The sequence below is a fragment of the Arthrobacter sp. Y3223166 genome, assembly GCF_059090935.1.
Window position 1 is genome coordinate 38,294 of sequence record NZ_JBNHGE010000016.1, and the last position, 24,272, is coordinate 62,565.

21 protein-coding genes and 2 pseudogenes are annotated in these 24,272 nt (G+C 66.5%); 9 read left to right on the forward strand and 14 right to left on the reverse strand.

Features of this window, described 5'->3' with window-relative positions; translation table 11 throughout:
• Positions 1–1,123: 1,123 nt before the first annotated feature.
• The gene (locus AC5RUH_RS09430) at positions 1,124–1,363 is read left to right on the forward strand and encodes a hypothetical protein (protein ID WP_494128423.1); all 240 of its coding nucleotides are present in this window, start codon (positions 1,124–1,126) and stop codon (positions 1,361–1,363) included.
• Between the two features lie 70 nt (positions 1,364–1,433).
• Here the strand turns inward: AC5RUH_RS09430 and AC5RUH_RS09435 are convergent, their stop codons facing one another.
• The 5 genes from AC5RUH_RS09435 to AC5RUH_RS09455 form a co-directional block, all read right to left on the reverse strand.
• A complete protein-coding gene (locus AC5RUH_RS09435) occupies positions 1,434–2,471 on the reverse strand; it encodes a dioxygenase family protein (protein WP_494128424.1) in 1,038 nt (345 codons plus the stop codon).
• A gap of 9 nt (positions 2,472–2,480) precedes the next feature.
• Complete coding sequence (locus tag AC5RUH_RS09440) at positions 2,481–3,626, reverse strand: maleylacetate reductase (RefSeq protein ID WP_494128425.1); 1,146 nt, start codon at positions 3,624–3,626, stop codon at positions 2,481–2,483.
• A 3-nt stretch (positions 3,627–3,629) separates the two neighbouring features.
• Complete coding sequence (locus tag AC5RUH_RS09445) at positions 3,630–4,556, reverse strand: alpha/beta hydrolase (protein ID WP_494128426.1); 927 nt, start codon at positions 4,554–4,556, stop codon at positions 3,630–3,632.
• Between the two features lie 63 nt (positions 4,557–4,619).
• Positions 4,620–5,156 (reverse strand): flavin reductase family protein, encoded by a 537-nt coding sequence (locus AC5RUH_RS09450; protein WP_494128427.1) that lies wholly within the window; start codon positions 5,154–5,156, stop codon positions 4,620–4,622.
• 1 nt (position 5,157) lies between these two features.
• On the reverse strand, positions 5,158–6,378 hold the full coding sequence (locus AC5RUH_RS09455; protein WP_494128428.1) for an acyl-CoA dehydrogenase family protein: 1,221 nt from the start codon (positions 6,376–6,378) through the stop codon (positions 5,158–5,160).
• A gap of 422 nt (positions 6,379–6,800) precedes the next feature.
• On the opposite strand from AC5RUH_RS09455, the gene AC5RUH_RS09460 reads away from it, so the two are divergent.
• The 4 genes from AC5RUH_RS09460 (at position 6,801) to AC5RUH_RS09475 (ending at position 11,677) form a co-directional block, all read left to right on the forward strand.
• A complete protein-coding gene (locus AC5RUH_RS09460) occupies positions 6,801–7,904 on the forward strand; it encodes an ABC transporter permease (protein WP_494128429.1) in 1,104 nt (367 codons plus the stop codon).
• Between the two features lie 79 nt (positions 7,905–7,983).
• The gene (locus AC5RUH_RS09465; RefSeq protein WP_494128430.1) at positions 7,984–9,075 is read left to right on the forward strand and encodes a sugar ABC transporter substrate-binding protein; all 1,092 of its coding nucleotides are present in this window, start codon (positions 7,984–7,986) and stop codon (positions 9,073–9,075) included.
• Positions 9,076–9,098: 23 nt separating this feature from the next.
• A complete protein-coding gene (locus AC5RUH_RS09470; protein ID WP_494128431.1) occupies positions 9,099–10,664 on the forward strand; it encodes a sugar ABC transporter ATP-binding protein in 1,566 nt (521 codons plus the stop codon).
• A complete protein-coding gene (locus AC5RUH_RS09475) occupies positions 10,661–11,677 on the forward strand; it encodes a helix-turn-helix domain-containing protein (protein ID WP_494128432.1) in 1,017 nt (338 codons plus the stop codon). The genes AC5RUH_RS09470 and AC5RUH_RS09475 overlap by 4 nt, the downstream gene beginning before the upstream one ends.
• Before the next feature lie 551 nt (positions 11,678–12,228).
• Here the strand turns inward: AC5RUH_RS09475 and AC5RUH_RS09480 are convergent.
• Positions 12,229–12,369 (reverse strand): annotated as a pseudogene (locus AC5RUH_RS09480) (helix-turn-helix domain-containing protein); the annotation flags it as partial.
• 771 nt (positions 12,370–13,140) lie between these two features.
• Here AC5RUH_RS09480 and AC5RUH_RS09485 point away from each other — a divergent pair.
• A pseudogene (locus AC5RUH_RS09485) lies at positions 13,141–13,305 on the forward strand (rhodanese-like domain-containing protein); the annotation flags it as partial.
• A 292-nt stretch (positions 13,306–13,597) separates the two neighbouring features.
• On the opposite strand, the gene AC5RUH_RS09490 reads toward AC5RUH_RS09485, so the two are convergent.
• Together AC5RUH_RS09490 and ychF are read right to left on the reverse strand one after the other, a co-directional pair.
• Positions 13,598–13,966, reverse strand: coding sequence for a zinc ribbon domain-containing protein YjdM (locus tag AC5RUH_RS09490; RefSeq protein ID WP_494128433.1), 369 nt, complete (start codon positions 13,964–13,966; stop codon positions 13,598–13,600).
• On the reverse strand, positions 13,959–15,044 hold the full coding sequence (ychF, locus tag AC5RUH_RS09495; RefSeq protein WP_494000361.1) for a redox-regulated ATPase YchF: 1,086 nt from the start codon (positions 15,042–15,044) through the stop codon (positions 13,959–13,961). Before ychF ends, AC5RUH_RS09490 begins: the two co-directional genes overlap by 8 nt.
• Before the next feature lie 78 nt (positions 15,045–15,122).
• Between ychF and AC5RUH_RS09500 the strand changes: the two genes are divergently transcribed.
• On the forward strand, positions 15,123–16,334 hold the full coding sequence (locus AC5RUH_RS09500) for a DNA recombination protein RmuC (RefSeq protein WP_494128434.1): 1,212 nt from the start codon (positions 15,123–15,125) through the stop codon (positions 16,332–16,334).
• 111 nt (positions 16,335–16,445) lie between these two features.
• Here AC5RUH_RS09500 and AC5RUH_RS09505 read toward each other — a convergent pair whose 3' ends face one another.
• Positions 16,446–17,531, reverse strand: a complete 1,086-nt coding sequence (locus AC5RUH_RS09505) for a 4-hydroxy-3-methylbut-2-enyl diphosphate reductase (RefSeq protein WP_494000363.1) — start codon at positions 17,529–17,531, stop codon at positions 16,446–16,448.
• Positions 17,532–17,540: 9 nt separating this feature from the next.
• Entirely contained in the window at positions 17,541–18,383 is an 843-nt protein-coding gene (locus AC5RUH_RS09510; protein WP_494128435.1) for a hypothetical protein, read from the reverse strand.
• Positions 18,384–18,547: 164 nt separating this feature from the next.
• Here AC5RUH_RS09510 and xseA point away from each other — a divergent pair, with 164 nt between their 5' ends.
• Both xseA and AC5RUH_RS09520 read left to right on the forward strand, forming a co-directional pair.
• On the forward strand, positions 18,548–19,804 hold the full coding sequence (gene xseA, locus AC5RUH_RS09515; protein ID WP_494128436.1) for an exodeoxyribonuclease VII large subunit: 1,257 nt from the start codon (positions 18,548–18,550) through the stop codon (positions 19,802–19,804).
• 58 nt (positions 19,805–19,862) lie between these two features.
• The gene (locus AC5RUH_RS09520; protein ID WP_494012635.1) at positions 19,863–20,144 is read left to right on the forward strand and encodes an exodeoxyribonuclease VII small subunit; all 282 of its coding nucleotides are present in this window, start codon (positions 19,863–19,865) and stop codon (positions 20,142–20,144) included.
• A gap of 98 nt (positions 20,145–20,242) precedes the next feature.
• On the opposite strand, the gene AC5RUH_RS09525 is transcribed toward AC5RUH_RS09520, so the two are convergent.
• From AC5RUH_RS09525 to AC5RUH_RS09540, 4 genes are all read right to left on the reverse strand, one after another.
• Positions 20,243–21,076 carry a PPK2 family polyphosphate kinase gene (locus tag AC5RUH_RS09525; protein WP_494110197.1) on the reverse strand — a complete coding sequence of 278 codons (834 nt, stop codon included), beginning with the start codon at positions 21,074–21,076 and terminating at the stop codon, positions 20,243–20,245.
• 121 nt (positions 21,077–21,197) lie between these two features.
• Positions 21,198–22,412, reverse strand: a complete 1,215-nt coding sequence (locus AC5RUH_RS09530) for a pyridoxal phosphate-dependent aminotransferase (protein ID WP_494000367.1) — start codon at positions 22,410–22,412, stop codon at positions 21,198–21,200.
• A 70-nt stretch (positions 22,413–22,482) separates the two neighbouring features.
• Positions 22,483–23,466 carry an ABC transporter substrate-binding protein gene (locus tag AC5RUH_RS09535; RefSeq protein WP_494128437.1) on the reverse strand — a complete coding sequence of 328 codons (984 nt, stop codon included), beginning with the start codon at positions 23,464–23,466 and terminating at the stop codon, positions 22,483–22,485.
• 38 nt (positions 23,467–23,504) lie between these two features.
• On the reverse strand, positions 23,505–24,197 hold the full coding sequence (locus tag AC5RUH_RS09540) for an ABC transporter permease (protein WP_494000369.1): 693 nt from the start codon (positions 24,195–24,197) through the stop codon (positions 23,505–23,507).
• Between the last annotated feature and the right edge of the window lie 75 nt (positions 24,198–24,272).

A 24,272-nucleotide genomic window follows, 5' to 3' on the forward strand; every position in this document is an offset into this window, starting at 1 on the left:
GAGGGGTACCTCCTTCGGCCGGCTATGGTCCCGTCCGCCTGCATAGCCATCGCGAAAGCGTGCGGCCACACCCTACAGCACAGGAAACCATGATGACACCGAGGACAATTGCGGCATGCCGGGCAGCCTTCGCCTCGACTGCTGCGCCTGGCCGCTAAGAACACGTGTTCTTAGCGGCTATCGCAAAAGGTCCGAGGGAGATCAGGAACTACACATTGAATCTAAATTCAACCACGTTCCGTAACCGAATAACCTCTTGGAGTGCGGCCTTCGGAAAGTCTTCAGGTGGCTAATGTCCTGCTCGCTCCCCACGGAGTTCGTCAAACTTTGAACGGTCCTCGGGCAGTCCTTTGATCAGACTAGCCGACACCTGGCTCGACGCCTCCAGAACATCATCAGGATCTGTGTCGCGTCGATCTCGGTAGAGGTCTTACCGGGCGTTACCTCCGCTCCGCCGTAATGCAAAGTCTCAGCCAGGTTGCGAGGCTGAGACCGGCGCTTATAGCAGCGGCGCTCTGTGTTAACCCCAGCTCGATACGTCGATCAGTACGAGAGTTCACAGAAGCAGCCTATTGAGTACTCAGTAAGCACTCAATAGGGTGCTTCACGAATTTAGGGTTTGCGCTCTAACATCTGGTGACGGTTTTGTCACAAGAGCCGCCAGCGTCGGGGCTCGTCTCACTGGGCTGGGAGAACGTTCCGTAGCCGAACAACCTTGAGTTCATGCACCCAGTCATGTGCGGAACCTGCCACCGGGACTAGGCTGGTTCCCCCGGTACTGATCACGGAAACCGCGTCGGAACCACAACAGCACTGAGCGAGGTTTAATGCGAACGTGCCATCGACAGGCTCCGGCGATCAAGCAGGCGCACGAGTGGCTCGCGGCGTGGTCGGCTCCGAAGGAAAACGCCGGCGCGACGTGGCCGCATGCGACCAGGGCCCGGCTGACCTGTCTCCTTGCGCGGATCGCCGCGCACTCTCTCAGACGTTGACAATAACGGGCTTACACCGGACCCGACGCGGCCGCCAGAGTCGTCGAGCCGTCTTTTAATCGTAGACCTTTCGCCACAGCCAGGCCGGCCGGACCGGTCTGAGTTTTTTCAGCCGGGACCGGCCTGCCAACTTGATAATCCCTCTCTCACTGCGGAAGTACGAGGCTGATACCTGGTTGCTGGCTGCCGCCGTGCCGGCCACCGCCGATCCGTTGGAGCACCTCGCCAGCCGGCGTCCCGCCGTCGGGGCCCATTCACAGCCGTTTCGCCTCGGCGGCCGTCCGGCTGACCTGGCCTTCGCCGAACTCTGGCAGTTCCCGCTGCCCACTGCACTCCCCTCCCTGCTGCCACAGTCCTACTCCGCCGGGTGAGACGGCGACCGGACAGCACCACGCCGACACGTGCTCATCGACACGGCCGGGCCGTGCAGGTCCTCGTCACTCAGTCCAGGACGGCCGCGACCGCCGCCTGGGGGTCCCGGTCCTGGGCGGCTGGCGCGAGGACGATGTCGAATCGCACCGAGCTCCAGTCTCGGTCGCCGAGCTCCCGCCCGTCTGGGGTGGGAGTGCCGGCCGGTTGGATCACGAAGTCCTTGATCAAGGACTCCTTGACGCCGAACACCGAGTCTTGGTCCAGGTAGTCACAGCCATTGACGAAGATGTGTGTCACCAAGGTCCGGAGGTTCTCAGCGGACACCATGAAATGCAGATGGCTGGTGCGCATCGGCGACCGTCCGACCGATTGCAGCATCTTCCCGACCGGACCGTCATGAGGGATCGGATACGGCGTGGGGGTAATCCCCCAGAACCGGTAGGTGCCGTCAGGTTCGCTGAACAGGTGGGCGCGGGCTGCTGTGCGACCGTCCCCGTACTGCACGTCATAGAAGCCGGCCTCGTCCGCTTCCCAGACCTCGATACGGGCGCCCGGCACCGGGTTTCCGTCAGTGTCTGTCACGCGGCCTTCGACCCAGCACGGCCGGCCATGGGCGCCGAAGGCCATGTCTTCACCGTTTAGGATGAGCGGCGCGCCATCCACGAAGAACGGGCCGAAGACGGTGGCCTCCGTCGCGTCCCCGTGGGCCTCGTTGTTGATGGCAATCGTCTGCATGGACAGGCCCAGAGTGTCCGACAGAAGGACGAACTCCTGGCGCGCGTCCGTGGTAATGTGACCCGCCTCGGTCAGGAACCTTACGGCGGCCTCCCATTCCTCCTCACTCAGGCGGACTTCCCGGGCAAAGGCGTGGAGATGCCGGACTAGCGCCTGCATCAGCTGCCGGAGCCGCGGGGATGGTGTCGATTCGAAGGACGAGACGACTTCATCCACCAGCGCCTGTTCACGCGCGGCTTGCTCGCGGGACACCGATACGGTGCGGCCGCCCTCATCGTTTCCTCCTCGGGAGGGCGAACGGCTTTCTGACGTGTCGGTAGTGGTCTCAGCGGTCATCTCGGTCCTTTCGTCGGCCGGAGCCGGTTCGATCATGGCGGGTCATTAGGAAGCCGGGACAGCGAGGTCCCGGGACTCCCGGTTGAGGACAGGAGTGAACCCTGCCCACGCGGCATAGAGCAAAGAGGCCAGTGACTCCTCAGTGACCCTGACAGGGTTGGAATCAGGCATCGCGGGCAGGCAGCGCGCCACGGCATCGAGCAGGTGGTTTTTGTCCAGCCCCACGGTGGCCAGGCTCCGCGGCGCATCGAGCCGAGTGCGGAGGTCCTCCAGGGCATCCACAGCGGCCTGACCAGGATCATGCCCCACGCTGGCCCCGGTGGAACCCAGTGCAAGGGCCAGCCGGCCAGCCTCTGTGGGAACGGACGGCGCGTTGTGGGCCAGGACGTGGGGCAGCACCGCAGCGTGCATCGGGGCATGGGGCAGTCCGAAGGCCCCGCCGAGCACGTGACAGATCTTGTGGTGCATCCCTGATCCGGCGCCGGCGAAAGCCACGGCCGCAAGGTAAGCCCCGTGCAGACAATGCTCACGCCCCCCGAGATCCTCAGGGTCAGCGGTGACAGCGGACAAGCCAAGTGCCAGCATCCGGGCCCCGTCCAAGGCCATGGCCTGGCTGATGGGATCAGTCCGTGGTGCCCAGAGCGAATCCACGCAGTGGGCGAGCCCGTTGAGTCCCGAGGCCACCGTGAGGCTGACAGGCAATGACATCGTCAGCTCCGCATCGTAGATGACGACGGCAGGCAGGACGCGGGCATGGGTTCCGGTTGTCTTGACGCCGTTGTCCGTCAGGCCCCAGACATGGGTGGCCTCCGAACCGGCATAGGTCGTCGGAACAGCGACGATGTCCACGTCGAGCTCCATGGCGATCGCCTTGGCTAGACCGATGGCAGAACCGCCGCCGACGGCGATCACGAGGTCGATGGCCTCAGCGGCCGCTGCTGCCCGTGCCCGGAGGGCCAGTTCGAGGGGGACGTGCTCCCGCACCTCGTCCCAGCGCAGCACCACTGATTGGCCGGCGGCGATCCTGTCTGCCACCGCGGCCCCCGACTGTCCCGCGATGAGCATGGTCCGCCGACCCCCCAGGCGGTCCGTTTCCTCGGCGACGACGCGGACCGCCTGGCCAGTGCGGAGGACGACGCGTTGCGCGAGGGTGTCATGAGCGTAGGCCAGCCGACCGAGGTCCCGCCTCACCGGTCACACCGACCGTTCTTCACGGACCCAGGCGGCAATGGCCTCCACGGTCTGCAGGCTCGCGGGCAGGACGTTGATGAGACCGAAGAAGGTGTGCATCTGCCCGGACACCGGCCGATGCTCGACCGGTGTGCCGTTCTCCAGCAGCTTAGATGCGAACTCCTCACCCTCGGTGCGCAGGATGTCATGCTCGGCTGTGAAGACGAGCGTCGAAGGAAGACCGGCGAGATCTGCAGTATGCAGTGGAGCGACCCGTGGATCCCTCCGGAGATCCTCGTCGGGAAGATACAGTCGCCAGAACCATTCCATCAGCGACCTGTTGAGGATCGTCTGCTGCTCCGGGTCATGGAACGAGGGACGTGATGTGTCGGAGTCGACCGCGGGCACGACGAGTACCTGCCCGTCGATCTTCGGCGCGCCGGAATCCCGGGCCCGGATCACGGCGCCGGCGGCGAGATTAGCCCCCGCGCTCTCACCGGCAACGACCAGCCTCCTACCCGCGGCACGTTGTCCGGCCCATCGCACGGCGGTCCACGCGTCCTCCGTGGCGGCGGGAAAAGGGTGCTCGGGGGCCTTGCGGTAGTTCACCAGGACGACTTCGGCCCCACTGCGGGCCGCCAACTCACGCCCGAGGGTGTCGTAGCCATCGATGTCATCGAGCACCCACCCTCCGCCGTGGAAGAAGACGACCGTCGCCGTGACCGTCTCGGCGGGACGGAGGACGCGCACCGCGAACCGGGAGGAGTCGTCGTTCTCCAGGCTCAGGTTTTCAACGGCGTGCATCTCCGGCCCGGTGCCCAGTTGTGCACGCCCACTGGAGGCCATGGCACGTGCCTGTTCGACCGGCATTTCCCACAGGGGTGGGGCTCCGGCGGGGATACTGTTCGCCATGGTCCTGAGGAAGGTCTGGGTCGGCTCATCGAGGGCCATCTTGCACTCCAATCTCGGGGGTCAGGTGACTGCGGGGCGCAGTCCTCACGTCAGCGGCGGTCGTCACTCAAGGCGGCTGCCCTCAGACAACCGGTGCCACGAGCGGTTGTGGTAGACGAGGGGGTCCCCGGCGGTGTCATCTCCACGGACATTGGCCTCAAGCACCTCCAGGGCCACGATGATGGAACCGGCAACGTCCATCCGCTCGATGACGTGTCCACGCAACCACGCCGTGGCATCCAGGAGGACCGGCTCTCCCGTGCGGAGCCGCCCCCACCGGGTCGGTGCGGCGAATCGGTCGATGCCGCGGGTGGAGAAGGTCTGGGCCAGCTGCAGGTGCGAGGACTCCATCAGGTGGACTACGAGGGTCTTGGACTCCCTCAATTTCTCCGTCGCCGAGGAGAACGCCGAGAGGGAGAAGACCACCACCGGGGGGTCAGCGGACACGGAGATTACAGAGGTGGCGGTGAGCCCGACCGGCCCGTCACCAGCGTCGCCCGTGATCACCGAGACACCGGCCGGGTAGTGGCGGAAGGCGTTCTTGAAGGCATCGACCGCCTTCGCGGAACGGCTCTTGTCCACATCGACAACGATGGTCATCTCAGGCCTCCTGCCGAGGGTCCGAGAGGGAGAAGAACACCCAGTCCGCCCCCTCTGCCAGACCGGCGAGCTGCTTGCCGACTTGCTGGAGCACGACCGCCCCGGAGCTCACGTGCTGGGTGCCGGCGTGCATGTCGCGGAAGTAGCGCTGCAGGTCTCCTTCGCGGAGCGCGGCTGTGGCCGCCCACTTGTACACCGTCATGCAGACCTCGTGCGCGGTCCACGTGGCGTTGTTGAGTGACAGCCGGGTCAGGCTCTCCTGGTGCGTGGACAGTGCCTCGCCACGGTCGAGCGTTGCTTCATTGTCCGCCCAGGTCTCCAGCAGGAACGCACGGGCTGCCCGCATCTTTGCCTCGGCCTGGGCGTACTCCGCATAGAACTGGTCGGTCGTGGTGCCGTCTCCCGGCCGCTGCGACTTGACCTTCGCCAGCTTGCGCATCTCCTCAAGCAGTCGGGCGCCCATCCCGAGTGCCCAGCCACCATGCTGAATTCCGGACATGTTGGCCAGCCCGACCTCGTAGATGGCCCCGCCATGCAGCGGCTCCTTGGTGGCCACGTGGTAGACGTGGCTCTCGGGCACGAACACATCGTCAATGCTGTAGTCGTCCGAGCTGGTGGCGCGAAGGCCCATCACGTCCCAGTTGTCGATCATCGTGCATTGCGATTTCGGGAGGGTGAAGATCAGGGCCTCGCCCTCGTCACTCATCGCCGCGGTGTGAATGACGTCCGCCAACTGGGAGCCGGACGCGAAGTGCCAGCGACCGCTGAGGCGGTAGCCGCCGTCAACCTTGACCGCTTGACCGAACTTGGTCCCGTGTCCGGCCATGAGCGGGTAATCCGGGTCGGAGAAGTACTCCCGGGCCGCTTCCTCACCGAGATACGCGGCCGTGGTTCCCGTGATCATCTGCACCGCCATGACAACCCAGCCGGTAGCGGCATCCATGGCGGTGATCCGCTCGATGACCCGGATGACCTGCCGCGGTGAGAACTCCATGCCCCCCAATTCCCGGGGAACACCAATGTCGAAGACCCGTGCGTTCTTTAACGCCTCGATCGTGCTGGGCGCGAGCCGTCCATACTTGTCGTGGTCTGCCGCGTTGGCCCGGACCGTTGCCTCGATGCCGTCCAGTCGAGCCATCATCTCGTCGAAGCTCTCGCTGACGTGCAGCCGGCCCGACCGGGCGCCCTGGCCAACCCGGATGTCGTCTGAAACTGCGGTCATGTCACTGCCTTTCTCGTGAACGCCCGGCGGCAGATGCCGTGGACGTTGCTCCAGTAAAGGCCGCGAGTGACGCGTAACACGTTGCGAGCAGATGCGTGTCCGATCTGGCACAGGATCATGTCGCTCTCAGTCAAGCCCGGACCTCGCGGACCGGGCGCCCTCCGGCCACATCTGACCCAATTTGGCCCCTGGCGCCCGGATCAGCCCGCGGGTCGTGTGCGGTAACGGACATACCTCCGGACCCCCTCGGTGTACTGGAGCGGACATCGGCCTTGCCTGTACGAGACGTAGTTAGGGCCTCCGGCCAGCGACCCGACACACCTGAGCATGATGTATGTCACATCTCAGGGCGCTTTTCGCAGCGCCCCGACCACCCGGCGCCTTTGCGGTAGTTCAGGGGTCGCAGCCCCAAAGGAGAGAGTATGACGGAGATCATCCATGCCGACTCGCAAGGTGACCGCGTCCTCGCGCCACCGGCGACCACGTCTGATCAAGCCCGGTCCGATCGGTCCGGCACCAGCAGTCCGGACCGCCCCTCTCGGGGAAAGCGCGGCTCAGGCATCCTGTCCGCCATCGCCAGGCAGGAGTACCTGGGCGTGGCGATCGCCATCGTGGTTCTGATCCTCTTGATCGGTGCGTTCCATCCACGCTTCCTGGCCTTCGACCAGCAGATGTCGATCCTCGGGAATGCAGCGTACATCGGCATCCTGGCGTGTGGCATGGCGTTCCTGCTCGCGATGCGCGAACTCGACCTGTCCGTGGGGTCCATGTTCGCGATGACCGCACTCGGGTGCGCCATTCTCATCCAGTCCGAGGTGAATCCATGGATGGCCGCCGTGCTGGCCCTCGCTTTGGGGTCGGCGCTCGGGTACATCAATGCCCTGCTCATCCGGTACGTCCGGCTGCCGTCGATCGTGGCAACGCTCGCGACCCTGGCTCTCTTCCGCGGCTTCGGCCTCGCCTTCAGCGAGGGCCGCCAGATCCTCGGCGCTCCGCTCGATCACTCCTTCACCCGGATCGTCGGCGGCTCGGTCCTGGGCGTCCCTGTTCCCGGGCTGGTGCTCATCGCCGTCGTGGTGGTGCTGACGCTCGTGCTCCGGGTCACCACGTTCGGCTACCGGGTGCGGGCCATCGGATCGAATCCCGAAGCCGCTGCCTTCAGCGGCATCCCCGTCCACCGTGTCCGGACCCAGGCATTCGTCCTCACCGGATTCCTCGGGGGCCTTGCCGGCGTGCTGAGCGTCGGGTACCTGGGATCAGCCGACCCCAACACCGGCACCGGCTATGAGCTGCAGGCCATTGCAGCGGCGGTGATCGGCGGAACCGCCCTCGCCGGTGGCCGTGCCACGATCGTTGGCGCCTCCCTCGGTGCCATCCTCCTCGGCGTCGTCGCCACTGGACTGGCCTACTTCCGGGTCCCGATCCAGTGGAACCAGTTCGCCCTCGGCGCCGTGATCCTGCTCGCCGTCACGCTCGACGCCTTCGTCCGCAATCGCCGCGCCAGGAGCGCGCGGCCCGCCCTCTGACCCGGCACACCACGTCCACCCATCACCCCACCAGTTCGCCCGGCAGGACCGGATGACATATCACCTGAGGAGAAACCCCATGAACCGCACCACGAAACTCACGGCGCGGCGCGCCCGCTTCGGTACGCTGGCGATCGCCGCAGTGCTCGCCACGACCCTGGCCGCCTGCGGCAGCCAGGCTGCCGGCCACGAGGTCGCCGGCAGCAAGACAGCAGATGAGATCCGACTGGCCTTCATCGGCGCCGACGGGAGCCAGAACTTCACCCAGGAGATGCTCAAGGGGGCGGAGGCCGCGGCCGAGGAATTCGGCGTCGACGTCCAGCTCCTGGCACCCACGTCGCTGGACGGACAGGCTCAGGTGCGCATGATGGAGGACGCCATGCGCACGGCCCCAGACGGCATCGCCATCATGAGCCTGACCCCGGACCTCCTCATCCGCACCCAGGCCACCGCAGTGAAGCAGGGCATCCCGGTCGTGTCCGTCGACGTCCCCGCCCTTGAGGGCAGCAACGTCACCACCCACCTCGGCAACGACAACGTCGCCGCCGGCGAGCTTCTCGCCAAGGAAGCCATCCGCCTGCTCAAGGAAGAGGGCGTCACGAAGGGTAGTGCCGTGGTCGCGAGCCCGATCCCGGGAGTGCCGACGCTTGACCTGCGCGCCCAGGGCATGAAGGACGCCTTCGAGGCCGCCCTGCCGGACTTCACCGTGGTGGGCCCCGTGGCGTCTGCCCCTGACCCGACCGGCAACTCGAGCGCCTGGAAGAACTTGGTCGATGCAAACAAGGACGCCACGGTCTTCATGGACGCCGGTGACGCCGGCCTGGCGTCCCTGGCCCGGATCAATCGTGAGAACGGCGGCAATTTGCTCACCGGCGCCTTCGACCTGAACGACGCCGGTCTGGAAGCCGTAGCCGATGGCACGAACTTCGCCTCGGCGGACCCGCAGCACTTCCTCAAGGGATACATGTCCACGAGGGCCCTGATCGAGAACGCCCTGGGTGAGCGCGAGCTCACGAAGGGCTGGTGGGTCCTTCCCACGCAGGTGATCACCCAAGACAAGGTGTCCGCGGTCATCGAGCGCCAGGCGGGCAGCAACGCGGAGAAGCTGGAGTACTTCCGCCCGCAGATCGAAGACATTGACTCGAACCCTGAGATCCGCGACCTGCCGTAGAGCCGATAGTAAGGAGCGAGGACATGCTGAAGGTAGAGGGAATCCGCAAGAGCTACGGCGGGATTGTGGCCTTGGCCGGCGTCGACCTGTCGGTCGACAGGGGCAGTATCCACGCCCTGCTCGGAGAGAACGGTGCCGGGAAGTCGACTCTCGTGAAGGTGCTCGTCGGTGCGGTGCGGCCAGACGGGGGTACCGTCCGGCTGGACGATAGGGAGAGCAGGCCGGAGGACTCCGCCGATGCCGTGTCGAGCGGGATCGCCGTGGTCTCCCAGGAGCTCAGCCTGTTCCCGGACCTGGATGCACTGGCCAACCTCTTCCCGATGAGGGAGATGCTCCGGTTCGGGATGGTTAACCGACGGGCAATGCGGGCACGCGCCATTCCCGTCCTGGCTGAGCTGGGCCTGGACGTGGATCTCGACGAAGCAGTCGGCGACCTGCCATTGGAACAGCGTCAACTCCTCGAGATCGCACGGGCGCTGTGCACTGATCCCCGGGTGCTGATCCTGGATGAGCCGACGTCGGCCCTGCACGAGTCGGCGACCGACCGGCTGCATCAGGTGCTGCGCCGGCTGGCCGACCGCGGCGTGTCCATCGTCTACGTCTCCCACCACCTGGAAGACGTGCTGGATGTCTGCGACACCGTCACCATCATGCGCGACGGCCGGGTGGCGGCGCCGAGCGTCCCTGCCGCGACCCTGACCGTCGACAAGATCGTGGCGCAGATGCTCGGCGACAAGGCCGCTGCCGCGATGGGCCGAACCGCAGCCCTGGCAAACGTCTCGGCCCACCTACACGAGGGGGCGCTGGAGTTCTCCGGAGTCACAGTGGCCGGGGAAATCGAGGATGTGAGCTTCTCGGCCCGGAGGGGGACGATCATCGGACTCGCGGGAGTGGCCGGCGCCGGGCACCGCACAGTGCTCGGCGTCGCGGCCGGCGTCGTCCGCAAGGATCGCGGAACGGTCAGCCTCCCGGACGGTCGCGCGCTGGGCCAGGGCCTGCGAAACACCATTCGCCAGGGCGTCGCGATTGTCTCGGGTGACCGCAAAAGATACGGCGTCATGCTCGACAAGCCGGTGTGGGAGAATATAGCCCAGGTCGGCTACATTGGACTGGGCCGCCGCGGGACCCTGGTCCAGGCAGGCTCCCTCAGGGAACGGGCGCGGGTCCTCGTGGAACGGCTCGGGATCAAGACAGCCTCGGTGGAGCAGCACGTCGGCACGCTCTCCGGTGGGAATCAGCAGAAGGTCGTCTTCGCGAAATGGCTGGAAGCGGACCCATCCGTGATCCTCCTGGACGACCCCACGCGCGGCATCGATGTCGGTGCCAAGACCGAGATCTACACGGTCATGCTGGAGCAGGCCCGAGCCGGTGCCGTCCAGGTCGTCGTCTCCTCCGATCCCCTGGAACTGTCCGCCATCTGCCACGAGGTCATCGTGTTCCATGCCGGCCGGGTTCGAGGTTCGCTGCGAGGGGACGAGCTCAATGCGCACAACATCCTGGAACTGATGAACTCCAATGAAGAGTTGACGCAGCTCGCTTCGGTATCATTGAGCAATTCCGACATGGACCCGGACAAGGCGGCCCTATGACACACCTGCTCCGCAATCGCAACGTGGATTCCGCCTTGGAGTCGGCATTGTTCATGGATGAGCATGGGGTCCAGACCGTCAGTACCCACCATGTCGCCCCCAACCTGCGCAATGCCGTGTGGGAGGCTCAGAACCGCAATCACCTGATCGGCCTAAAAGCCGGCTCACCCTCCACCACCGGTCTCATGGGGTCCATGCGCAGCGCCGTCGTTAACGGCATGTCGGTGGCAGACATCACCGGCAACGCGCACACCGTGGAGCGTACCCCGGCCATGGCGCAGCGCATGCAGGGCGAATCGTTGATGTTCACCTACGTCCTGTCTGGCGAGTCATTCCACTTCAACGGAACCTCTCCGGTGCTCGTCAAGCAGGGCGAGGTCGCGGTGTACGACTCCGACAGTCCGTTCATGCTGGGGTTTTCCGAGGGGATGCATGCTGTTGTGGCAACGGTCCCCCGATACCTCCTGGCCGACGTCGGGATGGAGGATGCGTTCCGGTCACTCAAGGTCATGCGGCACTCCGGGAGCAGTCTGGAGAGCCAAGCTACTCGCCGTCTCCTGGATGTCCTCCAAGGGGCGTTCGAACCGCCGGCCGGAATAGATCCGCACGATTTCGGCGACCTCTTTGTGGGTGATGCGCTGCGCGCAATGCGCCAGTTGTCCGGCAAGCATCGTGACACTTCGAATGACTACTACAGCGAGGCGATCGCCTATATCGATGACCATCTCGGTGCACCGGACCTGTCCGTGGTCGAGATTGCTGCAGCCCTAAACCTGAGTGCGCGCCATTTGAGCCGCGTCTTCGCCGCCGTTAATTCAACGGTGGCCCAGGAGATCCAGCACCGTCGGTTGAAGTGGGCGTGGTCGATGCTCACGTCACCTGATTGCCGCCTCATGTCGGCCGCCGAGATCGCCGAGCGCTCAGGCTTCACGTCGGCGTCGCACTTTTCCCGGACGTTCCGCCAACGCTTCGATATGAGCCCCACAGAGGCCAGGCGGGAAACCATCGCCTGATGACGGGCACCCCGGGCACCCGTCCGTAACGCGCGGTCATCGTCGTCCAATCCGGTGTCTTGCCGGCATTCCCGCCTCAACTCGCCGGGTTGGACGACGGTGATAAGATGCCCGCGGCCTTGCGGGACTGGACGGTCTCCGGCCAGGCACTGCAGAATGTACAGTTCCCCGTTCTTGCCCCTTTCAATGTCCATAGGCCAGCCGCAGTGGCCCCCGATCGCCACCACGCCGCGTGGCCGTGACCACGCCCGCGATGGCCATGAGAATGAGCGGCACGTCCTGGTGGGCGAAGTCCCGCCGCAGTTTCCCTGTTGCCTTGCGCGGTCCAGCAGTTCACTCAGCGCGTTGGCCGACCGGTCGCGTTCTTCCTCGAAGGCCTTGGCTGTCGGAAAGGTCATGGTCAGGACATCTGCGAAGCTGCGATCGTTCGCCTGCATCCGGCAGACACGCTCAATGTAGGTGCAGAAGCCTTCCCACGGTTCGGGGTTTGCGAGGGCTTCGTCGATCGCTTTGGAGTAGGCATGCATCTTTTCTGTGAAGGCGGCCGCCACCAGATCATCCCGCGTCGGGAAGCGTCGGAACAGGGTAGCGACACCCACGCCGGACCGCCGGGCGATCTCATTGGTTGAGACATCCCAGTTGCGCGTTGGGGGGCGTATTTGCCGTAGATGCGCGCGATAGCCTGTCCCCATCGCGATACTCCCCCACCGATACCCCGACAGCCGTTCAACCAGGAGGCAGTGACGGGCTGTGACAGCGAAACAAGCCCGGCGCGCCCTGTCTGTCTCATCAAACGGGTCAACCTCGACCGAATCGAGGTTGAGATCGTCTCAAAGCGCGGATCCGCGGTCTTGATGTCGAAGGACGAGAAGTGTCGACTCAGGGCATAACCGGCATCCGGTGCGACGGATCGAGCGTTTCAGCTCAAGGAGGCGGACCCCCACGGCCAACGCGGCTGGCCCGCCCACTCAACCGCGTTCAATCTAGCGCCGCTGTCACTGTCATACCTTTCTGCAAAGCTATGACACTGGCAGCGGAGGTGGTTTACCAAAAGCGTCGTCGGTGGGCAGGTCATTTTCGATCTCACGCTGAACGTCCCTCTCGGTTGACTTCGCCATATCGGCGTAGAAGCCTCTTTCGGTGAACCCAGCCTGCAAGTCCTTCGCGATAGCTCGCGACCAACGAGGCAAGGCCGCGGGGACACGATGAGCTTGCTTCCTCCATCCCCTTGAAAATGACGACCAAAGTAGCTCATTATTGCGCTTCACAGTGGAACGACCGGCCCATCAGCAGGCAAAGCGAGGAAAACGGTGAAGCAGTGTCATATCTCCGACGACGGCGCCGCGACCCGTCAACGCAGTTTAGATCCCAGCGATTCTCCCGGGACTCTTACGATCGACCAATTGCTACTTGAGAGCCGCATCGGGCTTGAGCGTGTTCACGCTTCGGATCTGGAGCGGGAGGTGGCAGCAGGCGCCCTTGTCGTTGACACACGACCGGTCGACCAGCGAGACCGCGACGGTGATCTTCCGGGAGCGGTCGTTATTGACCGAAACGTTCTCGAGTGGCGGCTCGATCCTTCCAGCCCCCACCGGCTCGCGACCGCTGACGACCCCGCTCGGCGGATCGTCGTCGTCTGCAATGAGGGCTACAGTTCCAGCCTCGCTGCACACCCTGCAGCGGCTGGGACTGACCCGTGCGACCGACCTTATCGGCGGTTTCCAAGCCTGGGCAGTACTGCGCAAGCAGCCCGACTAAAAAGCGTGTCAGGGCGGCGGACCGTTTCCTCGCCAAAGGTTGGCCGGCGCCGAGGCCCGGCCGCAGATAGCGCAGTTGACGACGCATCGACTGGTTCCGATGATCCAATTGTGGACAGGCCCGTCGACGACGAAACCTTGGTCCATTGTGAATGGCCGCGGGTCAGAGGACCTTTTTCACCACGCTGGACTTCAGTTGCATCCGCCCAAAGCCGGGAACGGTCGCATCAATGTCGTGATCGCCCACGCCATCCTCAATGAGTCTGATGCCGCGCACCTTCGTGCCGACCTTCACCACACCGCCACCGGCGCCCTTGACCTTGAGGTCCTTGACGATCGTGACCGTGTCACCATCGGCGAGCACATTGCCAACAGCATCCTTGATCGAAGCGGCCTCGGGCGTGGTCTCGGCCGTGGCCTCCTCCGAGTCTTTTGGCCACTCGTGCCCGCACATCGGGCAAACCAGCAATGCGCCCTGCTCGTAGGTGAACGCCTCGTGGCACTCCGGGCAAGCCGGCAGAGCGTCAGACATTGAAGCGGAACTCAACCACGTCGCCGTCGACCATCACGTAGTCCTTGCCTTCGATCCGCACCTTGCCGCGGGCCTTGGCCTCGGCCATCGACCCCGCCTCCACCAGATCGGCAAACGAAACCACCTCTGCCTTGATGAAACCGCGCTGGAAGTCCGAGTGGATCACGCCGGCCGCCTGCGGCGCGGTGTCGCCGCGGTTAATGGTCCAGGCGCGCGCTTCCTTCGGCCCGGCCGTCAGATAGGTCTGCAGGCCCAGCGTGTGGAAGCCCACCCGCGCCAGCTGGTCCAGCCCGGACTCGTCCTGGCCGTTCATCTCGAGCATCTCGCGGGCCTCTTCCTCGTCCAGCTCCACGAGGTCAGCTTCGAGCTTGGCATCCAGGAACACGCAGTCGGCGGGTGCTACCAGCCCGCGCAGCTCGGCCTGCCGCTCGGGGCTGCCGAGCACGGCGTCGTCGACGTTGAACACATAGATGAACGGCTTGGCGGTCAGCAGGCTCAGTTCCCGGAGGTTCTCCATGTCCAGTTTGTCGCTCTCGACGGAGGAAAAGACGGTGTCGCCGCGCTCCAGGACTTTCTGCGCCGCCTGCAGGGCGGCCAGCTCCGCAGCGTCGCGCTTCTTGATCTTGACTTCCTTCTCCACCCGCGGGAGGGCCTTCTCCAAGGTCTGCAGGTCGGCCAGGATCAGCTCGGTGTTGATGGTTTCCATGTCCGAACGCGGGTCGACCTTGCCGTCCACGTGGACCACGTCGGGGTCGTCGAAAACACGGATGACTTGGGCGATCGCCTGCGCTTCGCGGATGTTCGCCAGGAACTGGTTGCCCAGCCCCTCACCCTCGGAAGCCCCCTTGACGATGCCGGCAATGTCCACGAAGGACACGGTCGCGGGCAGGATCCGCTGCGACCCGAAGATCTCCGCCAGCTTCTCCAGCCGCGGATCCGGCAGCGAGACCACGCCGACGTTCGGCTCGATGGTGGCGAACGGGTAGTTTGCCGCGAGCACGCTGTTGCGGGTCAGTGCGTTGAAGAGGGTTGATTTGCCGACGTTGGGCAGTCCGACGATGCCAATAGTTAGAGCCACGGTAGTCAAGGATACCGTGGCCCGGACACATCGGTCCGCGTGCCGGATTTTGTCCGAGGCGGCTGGCATGGTGAAGGTATGGATGCATCGCATGTACTTCTCGCCCTTCTGGCCCTGTTCGTGGGCGCCGCCGCCGGCGCCGCGGCCGTGGCCGTCCTTCTCCGCCGCCGGCTGGCGGATCTGCAGGACGCCGCGAAGGACGACGGCGACCGGCTGGCAGAGCTCTCGGCCCGCCTCGCCGGGGTGGAGGCGGAGCGCCGGATGCTCGCCGAGCAGAATACACAGCTCTACGCCCAGGACGAGCAGGAGAACACCGTGCTGCGCGCCCTGATCCCGGTCGGTGAGAAGCTCAAGCTCGTCCAGCAGCAGGTCAGCCTGCTGGAACGGGACCGGGTGGAGCAGTTCGGCCAGTTGGCCGAACAATTGCGTGCAGCCCAGCGCAGCGACGAGGCGCTGATGCGTTCCACGCAGACGCTCGCCTCCGCGCTGCAGTCGAATTCCGCCCGCGGCCAGTGGGGCGAGGTGCAGCTGCGCCGGGTGGTGGAAGCTGCCGGCATGCTCGCCCGGGTGGACTTTGACGAGCAGGTGCACCTCGCCGGCGCGGACCGGACCGGCCGTCCGGACATGATCATCCGGCTGCCGGGTGGAAAGTCCATCGTCGCGGATGCCAAGGTCCCGCTGCGCGCCTACCTGCAGGCCCAGGAAATTCCGGCGGCCGCATCGGCTGCCGAACAGCAGCAACGGGTGGATCTGCTGAACGCCCATGCCAAGGCGGTGCGCGCGCACGTGGACGCCCTGGCGGGGCGGAAGTATTGGGAGAACCTGCAGGCTTCCCCGGAGTTGGTGCTCTGTTTCCTGCCCTCGGAGGCGGTGCTCTCCGCCGCCCTGCATGCCGATCCCGGCCTGCTTGACCACGCCTTTGCCCGCAGCGTTGCGTTGGTCTCCCCCGTCTCGCTGCTGGCCACGCTGAAGTCGGTGGCCTTTACCTGGCGGCAGGAAGTGCTCAAGGACAACGCACGCGAGATCTTCGACCTGTCGCGCCAGCTCTACGAGCGGCTCGGAACGCTGGGCGATCATGTCACCCGGCTGGGCTCGTCGCTCAAGAGCTCGGTCGAGCGCTACAACTCGTTTGTGGGGACGCTGGAATCAAGGGTGTTGCCGACGGCGCGGAAGATCTACGCCTTCGACGGCACGTCCTTGGAGGAGCCCGCCGCCCCGGCGGCCCTGGAGAACACGCCCCGGCTGCTCTCGGCCCCCGAACTGATTGAAGGCCGGGACCCGGCCGCGTAACAGGGCGGGCAGCGCCAGGCCAGTGACGCTGCGGCCGGCGCCGGTCCTACTGACCCGGCAAAGGATGCCGGGCCCCGGGCTTGGCTCCCGGGCGCCGCCGGTGGCCGGGCGCTAGCGTCCCGGGCGGGTGACGCGGCCGCCGAGGCCGCGCGATTCGTCGCCGCGTTCCTTGAGCGTGGCTCGCAATTCCTTCGGCAGCGAGAAAAGGATGTCCTCTTCGGCGGTGACCACTTCTTCCACGTCGCCGTAGCCGTAGTCGCCCAACAGGCGCAGCACCTCGCGCACCAGGACCTCGGGCACGGAGGCTCCGGAGGTCACGCCGACGGTGGCCACGCCCTCGAACCAGGACTCGTCTACCTCATTGGCGAAGTCCACGCGGTAGGCCGCCTTGGCGCCGTACTCGAGGGCGACCTCGACCAGCCGCACGGAGTTGGATGAGTTTTCCGAGCCGACCACAATGACCAGGTCCGCCTGGGGTGCAATCTTCTTGATCGCGGCCTGGCGGTTGGACGTGGCGTAGCAAATATCGTCGCTCGGCGGATCCTGCAGAGCCGGGAAGCGGTCCCGCAGGATGGAGACGATTTCCATCGTCTCGTCGACCGAGAGCGTCGTCTGCGACAGCCAGATCAGCCTTTCCGGATCCCGCACTTGCACTGTCCGCGCCTCGTCCGGGTTGTTGACGATCGTGGTGTGGTCCGGCGCTTCCCCGTAGGTCCCTTCGACTTCTTCGTGTCCCTCGTGACCGATCAGCAGGATCTCGTTGCCGTCGCGGGCGAACCGCACCGCTTCCCGGTGCACCTTGGTCACCAAGGGGCAGGTCGCGTCGATGGTCCGCAGCTGGCGGTCCTCGGCGGACTGCACCACCGCAGGCGAAACCCCGTGCGCCGAGAAGACGACCAGGGCGCCTTCGGGCACCTCGTCGGTCTCTTCGACGAAGATGGCGCCCTTTTCCTCCAGCGTGGAGACCACGTGCACATTGTGGACGATCTGCTTGCGCACGTAGACGGGCGGGCCATAATGCTCCAGCGCCTTTTCCACCGCGATCACGGCCCGGTCGACGCCGGCGCAGTATCCACGCGGGGCCGCCAGCAGCACCTTCTTGTCACCGTCCACGGGTGCAGCAGCCCAGACCTCGTCCGGGGTGCGGCGCTTGCGGGGAATGGTAGGCATGGAAAGGGAAACAGCAGTACTGGCCATGCCTCTATGCTAGCCCGTGGGCCCGGTCCGCCGGGCCCCGCCCAGCACCGCCCGCAGGGTGAAACCGGCCACCGCGACCCCCAATCCGGCGGCGCCAAAGACGGCGGCCCAGGGCCGGAAGTCGGCGACGGCCAACTCGACCAGCCTCCCCAGGAACACCTGGGCCAACGCACTTTCGCCCGCCGCATTCACCGCCAGCGGCGGTGCAAGCCCGGAGGCCAGCCAGAGGACCCCGCCCAGTAATCCCGCGCCAATACCGGCCCAGGCCAGCGCCGTGGCGGGACGCCGGGCGGCCAGCAGCATCAGCACCAGTGCCGCGGCCGCTGCCACCGCGGCAACCCACCACTGCGACGGCAGGTCCCGCACCGAGGCCAGGACGCCGCCCGCCTCGGCCGAGCCCAGCGGCAACAACACCTGCTCGGGGCTCCGGATATTAGTACCCAGCGCGTCCGCTACCCGCGAAACCGCCAACTCCACCATGGGGGCGATATCCAGCGTGACGGCCGCCTCTCCCCCGGAAGTCCCGGAGAACGTATGCGCGTGAGACAGGGCCAGCGACTCCTTCAGGGCCCGCGGGAATCCGGCCAGTTCGGTCATCGCTCCCGCGGTTCGCTCCACGATGGGCCGCACGAGTTCCTGCAGGCCGGCCGGCAACTCGGCACTGCCGGCAACTTCTTCCGTGATGGTGGCGGCCAGCGCCGACCGGAACCCGGCGTCGTCGCCCAGCGGGGCGGCCAGCGACACGAAGCCCCCACGGTCAAGCACCCGTTGGTTGGCCCAGGCCCCGCACAGCGCGGCTCCGGCGAGGAGCACGGCCAGCAGCCCGCCGACCGCAGCCAACAACGTCCGCACGGTCTCCTCCGTTTCCTTGCTTTGCTTCAGGCAGATCCGGCGGGCCTCGAGGAGCGCCGCCTACCCCTACCCAGTACAACAGAGAATCGGTTTGACAGAGATAACTGGTAAGAATGGAGGGTCTCCGGCAGCCGTCGGAATCACACCTCCGGAAGGGGCAATTCATGGAGTCAAGCGCGGTCCAAGGCGCCGGCACCGGACAATCGACCCTGCCCCCGACTGCCAACCAGACGACGGCGGACAACCCGTGGCCGCTGCGGCTGCTGTCCCAAAAGCTCAAGATGCACATCGACCGCGTGCCGCCCACCTGGGTCGAAGGCCAGGTCATTGAGCTCAACCGCCGGAACGCCACCACCTACCTGACGCTGCGGGACACCGACGCCGAGGCATCCTTCAGCCTGGTGGTCTGGGGCAGCGTGATGGCGCGCCTGGAGCTGCCGCTGGAACCGGGCTCCCGGGTGGTGGCCCAGATCAAACCGGACCTCTACGTCAAGACCGGGCGGCTGACCATGCAGACCCGGGACATCCGGCCGGTGGGGCTCGGCGACCTGCTGGTCCGGTTGGAGCGGCTGCGCCGGGCGCTGGCCGCCGAAGGGCTCTTCGATCCGTCCCGCAAGCGGCGGCTGCCCCTGCTGCCGCACCGCATCGGCCTCATTACCGGCCGCGATTCCGACGCCATGAAGGACGTCATCCGGAATGCCTCGCTGCGCTGGCCCGCCGTCGAATTCGAGGTCCGGGAAGTTGCCGTCCAGGGCGTGAATGCCGTGGCGCAGGTGATGCAGGCACTCGCCGAGCTCGACGCCCGCAACGATGTGGACGTCATCGTCATCGCCCGCGGCGGAGGTTCACTGGAGGACCTGCTGCCCTTCAGCAACGAGGATTTGGTCCGGGCGGTGGCCGCCGCCGCCACGCCGGTGGTGAGCGCCATCGGACACGAAGCGGACCGGCCCCTGCTCGACGACGTCGCGGACCTGCGTGCCTCCACGCCGACGGACGCCGCCAAGCGCATCGTCCCTGACGTCAGCGAGGAACTGCATCGCATCGGGCAGGCCCGCGCCCTGCTTGCCCGCCGGGTGGAGCAGATGGTCCACCGCGAAACCGAACGCCTGGCCGCGCTGCGCAGCCGCCCGGTGATGGCAAACCCCGCGGGCATGGTGGATGTCCGGGCGGAAGATCTCCACCGGCTCGTCTCCCGGGCCCACCAGGCCGTCTCGGCGGCCGTGCACCGTGACAGCGACCGGGTCGCCCACCTGAAGGCACAGGTGCGCGCACTGTCCCCCCAGAACACCCTGGACCGCGGCTATGCCGTGGCCCAGCTGCCCGACGGCCGGGTGCTGCGCGACGCGGCGGACGCACCGGCCGGAACACGGCTGCGGCTCCGGGTGGCCGTCGGCGAAGTCTCCGCCGAAGCCCTTCCCTGACGTCGTTCCCGGAATCCCAGACACCACCACACAACACCGGCACCGAAAGCGAGACCCCATGACAGAGCAGCCCGCACCGCCCGACGTCGCCTCCCTCTCCTATGAGCAGGCGCGCGAGGAATTGGTGGCCGTCGTCAGCCAGTTGGAAGCCGGCGGCGCCAGCCTTGAACAGTCCCTGGCACTGTGGGAGCGCGGCGAGGCCTTGGCGGCCCGCTGCGAGGCATGGCTGGAAGGCGCACGGCAGCGGCTCGACGCGGCACGCGAGGCGGCAGGGACCGAGCCGTCGCCGGCCAGCCCGGGCAGCCCCGGAACCGCCGCGTCCCCGGTATCACCCCTCTAGTCCGCCGCGGAACCGCCGCGTCCCCGGTGTTATCCCGCTGGTCCGCCCCGGCCAGCCCGGTTCCCGGGCATCGGACCGGCCAACCCGGCGGGGGTGCGTTACGAGGCAGCCAGGCGGGCCTTTTCCGCCTCGACGTCGAAGCCCGCCGGCGGCCACTGCGGGTCGATGTCTTCCAGCGCCTGCAGCAGAAGCTCCTGCACGGCGATCCGTGCATACCATTTGTGGTCGGCCGGCACCACGAACCACGGCGCGTCGACGGTGCTGGTCCGCTCCAACATGACCTGGTAGGCCTGCTGGTACTCGTCCCAGCGCCGCCGCGCGTCCACGTCGCCGGGATCGTACTTCCAGTGCTTGTCGGCCCGGTCGAGCCGGTCGCGCAACCGTTTGCCCTGTTCGCGCTTGCCCAGGTGCAGCATGACCTTGATCATCCGGATGCCCCGGCGGGCCACCATCGCCTCGAAGTCGATGATCTGCCCGTAGCGTGCCTCCACCTCCGCCAAGGGCGAGAGCCCGTGCACGCGGTGGATGAGCACATCTTCGTAGTGCGACCGGTCAAACACTCCGATCATGCCGGGACCGGGCAAGGCCCGCTCCACCCGCCAGAGGAAATCGTGCTCCAGCTCCTCCGGCGTCGGCGCCTTGAAGGCCCGGTGGGAAATCCCCTGCGGGTCGGCGGCTCCGACCACGTGCCGGACGATCCCGCCCTTGCCGGAGGTGTCCATCCCCTGCAGCACCAGCAGGACCGCGTCCGGCGCCCCGGCGCGGCTCTGCGCGAAGAGGCGTTCCTGCAGTTCGGACAGCCGGCGGTCGGAGGCCCTGAGCAGGAGTTTTCCCTCGGTCCTGCCGCCGAGGAATCCGGGCGTGGAGCCGGTATCGACACCCGCCAGGCCGAATCCCGGGCCGACCCGCAGCATCTCCGACGGCGTCCGCATGAACTCGGGCAATCCGGTCTGTTCCACCTGGTCCTCCTGTTCGGCCCGGCCGGCTTGGCCGGCGGTGCGGGTGGCGACAGCCTACCGAGCCGCCGGCGGCGCGGCTACGCAGACGCGGCTGTTACTGCCGGTATCCGGCCAGGAACTCCTCGATCCGCCCCACGGCTTCGGTCAGCACGTCCACGTTGGGCAGCGTGACCAGCCGGAAATGGTCCGGCTGCGTCCAGTTGAACGCCCGGCCGTGCGAGATCAGGATCTTCTGCTGCTTGAGCAGGTCCAACGCAAACTGTTCGTCGTCCTTGATCCCGTAGACTTCCGGGTCGAGCCTGGGGAACAGGTAGAGCGCGCCCTTGGCCTGCTGCGTGCTGACGCCGGGGATGGCGTTCAATAGCTCATAGGCTTTATTGCGTTGCTCGAGCAGCCTGCCGCCGGGCAGGATGAGGTCGTTGATGCTCTGGTGGCCGCCCAGGGCGGTCTGGATAGCATGCTGGGCGGGCACGTTCGCGCACAACCGCATGTTGGTGAGCAGGTTGATGCCCTCGATGTAGTCCGCGGCCAGGTGCTTCGGCCCGGAAATGGCCATCCAGCCGCTGCGGAAGCCGCACACGCGGTAGGCCTTCGACAGGCCGCTGAACGTCATGACCAGCACGTCGTCGGCCAGCAGCGCCGTGTTCACATGCTCCGCATCCTCGTAAAGGATCTTCTCGTAGATCTCGTCCGAGAACACCACCAGGTTGTGCCGGCGCGCCAGTTCCAGCATCCCCTCGAGGATGTGCCGCGGATAGACGGCGCCGGTGGGGTTGTTCGGGTTGATGATCACGATGCCCTTGGTGTTGGGCGTGATCTTCCGTTCGATGTCTTCGAGATCGGGCAGCCAGCCCTCTTCCTCGACGCAGAGGTAGTGCACCGGGTGGCCGCCGGCCAGCGACACCGACGCGGTCCAGAGCGGGTAGTCGGGGGCCGGGATGAGCACTTCGTCCCCATTGTTCAGCAGCGCCTGCAGGCTCATGGTGATCAGCTCGCTGACCCCGTTGCCCAGGTACACGTCGTCCACGCCGATCTCTTGGATGCCGCGGGTCTGGTAGTACTGCGACACCGCGGTCCTGGCCGAGAAAATGCCGCGCGAATCGCTGTAGCCCTGCGCGGTGGGCAGGTTGCGGATCATGTCCACCAGGATGGCGTCCGGAGCTTCGAATCCGAACGGCGCCGGGTTGCCGATGTTCAACTTGAGGATGCGCTGGCCCTCGGCCTCCATCCGCTGGGCATGCTCGAGGAGCGGACCGCGGATGTCGTAGAGGACGTTGTGGAGCTTGTTGGACTGCTTGTACTGGGCCATCCAACGATCTTCGCACACGGCACGCGCCGCCCCGGAGACCGAAGCGGCGCGTGAACGGGAGCCTGGGCCCCTAGCCGGCCAGGCCCTTTTCCGCCAGCCAGTCCGCGGCGGCGTCGGCCGGGTTGCGCTTCTCGTCCCCGCTGACCTGGCGGTTGAGGTCGATCAGGTCTTCGGTGGTCAGCGCTGCCGAAACCTCGTTGAGCACCCGGGCCGCCTGCTCGTCCACGGCGTCGCTGCGGATCAGCGGCAGCACTTGCTGGGCGATGAAGTTGTTCTTCGGGTCTTCCAGCACCACCAGGTCGTTGTCCTCGATGGACGGGGTGGTGGTGTAGATGTCGGCCACCTGAATCTTGTCGGTGATCAAGGCGTTGAGCGTGGTCGGTCCGCCGTAGTCGTTGATCGGTTCGAAGGACTTGGGGACGCAGCCGTAGTTGGCTTCCAGCCCCGGCAGCCCGTACTCGCGCTCGGCGAATTCGGGGTTGGCTCCGAGCACCAGTTCGCCGCACACCGGGCCCATGTCCTCGATCGACGTCAGCTGGTATTCCTCCGCCGTAGCCTTGGTCACCACCATCGCGTCCTTGCTCTCCGCCGATGCGGGCTCCAGCACGCCGAGTCCCTCGGGCAGGGCATCAGCCAAGGCTGTCATGACGTCCCCGGCGGAGGCCGCCGTCGCCTCGGTGTCCAAGAACAGCAGGAGGTTGCCGCTGTAGTCCGGGATGATATCCACAGACCCTTCCTGGACGGCGCTGACGTAGACCTCGCGCGAGCCGATGCCCGGTTTCGTGGTGACGTCGTAGCCGGCGGCGGTCAGGGCGCCCGCATAGATTTCGGCGATGATCTGGCTCTCCGTGCCGCCGCTGGCACCGACCACCAGGGACCCGCCGGTGCTGCCTTCGGGTGCCGGCGTCGAATCCTGCAGGGGGTCGGATCCCCCGCCGCAGGCAGCGAGCACCAGGGCGAGGGCGGCCGCCCCTGCGGCGAGCACGCTGCGCCGCGCGGCCGGGTTTTTGTCGTGTCCGCGGTTGCTGGCGTTGTTCCCGGGGTGGTCCTTCATGCTCATCTCCTCATGTGCCGGCACTGGCTGTTCCAACCTTACTTGTTCTGCCTTTCGGCCCGCCCCCTCAAGCCGCGCAGGCCGGGCGACACGGCGACTTTCTGCACCGCGGCCAGCAAGGCGTCCACGACCAGTGCCAGCGCCGCGATCAGCAGCGCACCGGCAAACAGCCGCACCGAGTCACGGACCGCCAGCCCGTCGATCAGATACCGGCCCAGGCCGCCCAGGTTGATGTAGGCCACGACGGCCACCGTGGCGATGACCTGCAGCACGGCGGCACGCACGCCGCCCAGCAGCACGGGCAGCGCGTTGGGCAATTCGGCGCGGAACAGGACCTGCCACTCGGTCATGCCCATCGCCCGGGCGGCGTCCACCAGCTGGCGGTCGACGGCGGCGATCCCCGAATAGGTGCCGGCCAGCAGCGGCGGAATGGCCAGGATCACCAAGGCGTAGATCGGCGGCATCAGGCCCAGGCCCATCAGGATGACGAACAGGGTCAGCAGGCCCAGCGTGGGCATGGCCCGCAGTCCGCTGGCAATGCCCACGACGGCGAGGCGCCCCCTTCCGGTGTGGCCGACGAACAGCCCCAGCGGCACGGCGATGGCCGCGGCGATCACCAGGGTCAGGGCGCTGTAGTACAGGTGCTCGGCCAGCCTGGCCGGCACGCCCGCCGGACCGGCCCAGTTGACCGGATCCGCCAGCCACGCCGCGGTTTCCTCGAACAGGTTCATCCGCGCACCGCCGCTTCCGCGGCGTCCGGCCGTTCCCCTGCGGCGGCAAGGGAGCCCGCCCCGGCACCGCCGGCC

Coding starts and splice junctions, on each gene's coding strand:
- AC5RUH_RS09435 (WP_494128424.1), bottom strand. CDS start 2,471: ATGATCGAACCGGCTCCGGCCGACGAAAGGACCGAGATGACCGCTGAG.
- AC5RUH_RS09445 (WP_494128426.1), bottom strand. CDS start 4,556: ATGGCCCTCGATGAGCCGACCCAGACCTTCCTCAGGACCATGGCGAAC.
- AC5RUH_RS09450 (WP_494128427.1), bottom strand. CDS start 5,156: ATGACCATCGTTGTCGATGTGGACAAGAGCCGTTCCGCGAAGGCGGTC.
- AC5RUH_RS09455 (WP_494128428.1), bottom strand. CDS start 6,378: ATGACCGCAGTTTCAGACGACATCCGGGTTGGCCAGGGCGCCCGGTCG.
- AC5RUH_RS09460 (WP_494128429.1), top strand. CDS start 6,801: ATGACGGAGATCATCCATGCCGACTCGCAAGGTGACCGCGTCCTCGCG.
- AC5RUH_RS09465 (WP_494128430.1), top strand. CDS start 7,984: ATGAACCGCACCACGAAACTCACGGCGCGGCGCGCCCGCTTCGGTACG.
- AC5RUH_RS09470 (WP_494128431.1), top strand. CDS start 9,099: ATGCTGAAGGTAGAGGGAATCCGCAAGAGCTACGGCGGGATTGTGGCC.
- AC5RUH_RS09475 (WP_494128432.1), top strand. CDS start 10,661: ATGACACACCTGCTCCGCAATCGCAACGTGGATTCCGCCTTGGAGTCG.
- AC5RUH_RS09490 (WP_494128433.1), bottom strand. CDS start 13,966: ATGTCTGACGCTCTGCCGGCTTGCCCGGAGTGCCACGAGGCGTTCACC.
- AC5RUH_RS09500 (WP_494128434.1), top strand. CDS start 15,123: ATGGATGCATCGCATGTACTTCTCGCCCTTCTGGCCCTGTTCGTGGGC.
- AC5RUH_RS09505 (WP_494000363.1), bottom strand. CDS start 17,531: ATGGCCAGTACTGCTGTTTCCCTTTCCATGCCTACCATTCCCCGCAAG.
- xseA (WP_494128436.1), top strand. CDS start 18,548: ATGGAGTCAAGCGCGGTCCAAGGCGCCGGCACCGGACAATCGACCCTG.
- AC5RUH_RS09520 (WP_494012635.1), top strand. CDS start 19,863: ATGACAGAGCAGCCCGCACCGCCCGACGTCGCCTCCCTCTCCTATGAG.
- AC5RUH_RS09525 (WP_494110197.1), bottom strand. CDS start 21,076: ATGCGGACGCCGTCGGAGATGCTGCGGGTCGGCCCGGGATTCGGCCTG.
- AC5RUH_RS09530 (WP_494000367.1), bottom strand. CDS start 22,412: ATGGCCCAGTACAAGCAGTCCAACAAGCTCCACAACGTCCTCTACGAC.
- AC5RUH_RS09535 (WP_494128437.1), bottom strand. CDS start 23,466: ATGAAGGACCACCCCGGGAACAACGCCAGCAACCGCGGACACGACAAA.
- AC5RUH_RS09540 (WP_494000369.1), bottom strand. CDS start 24,197: ATGAACCTGTTCGAGGAAACCGCGGCGTGGCTGGCGGATCCGGTCAAC.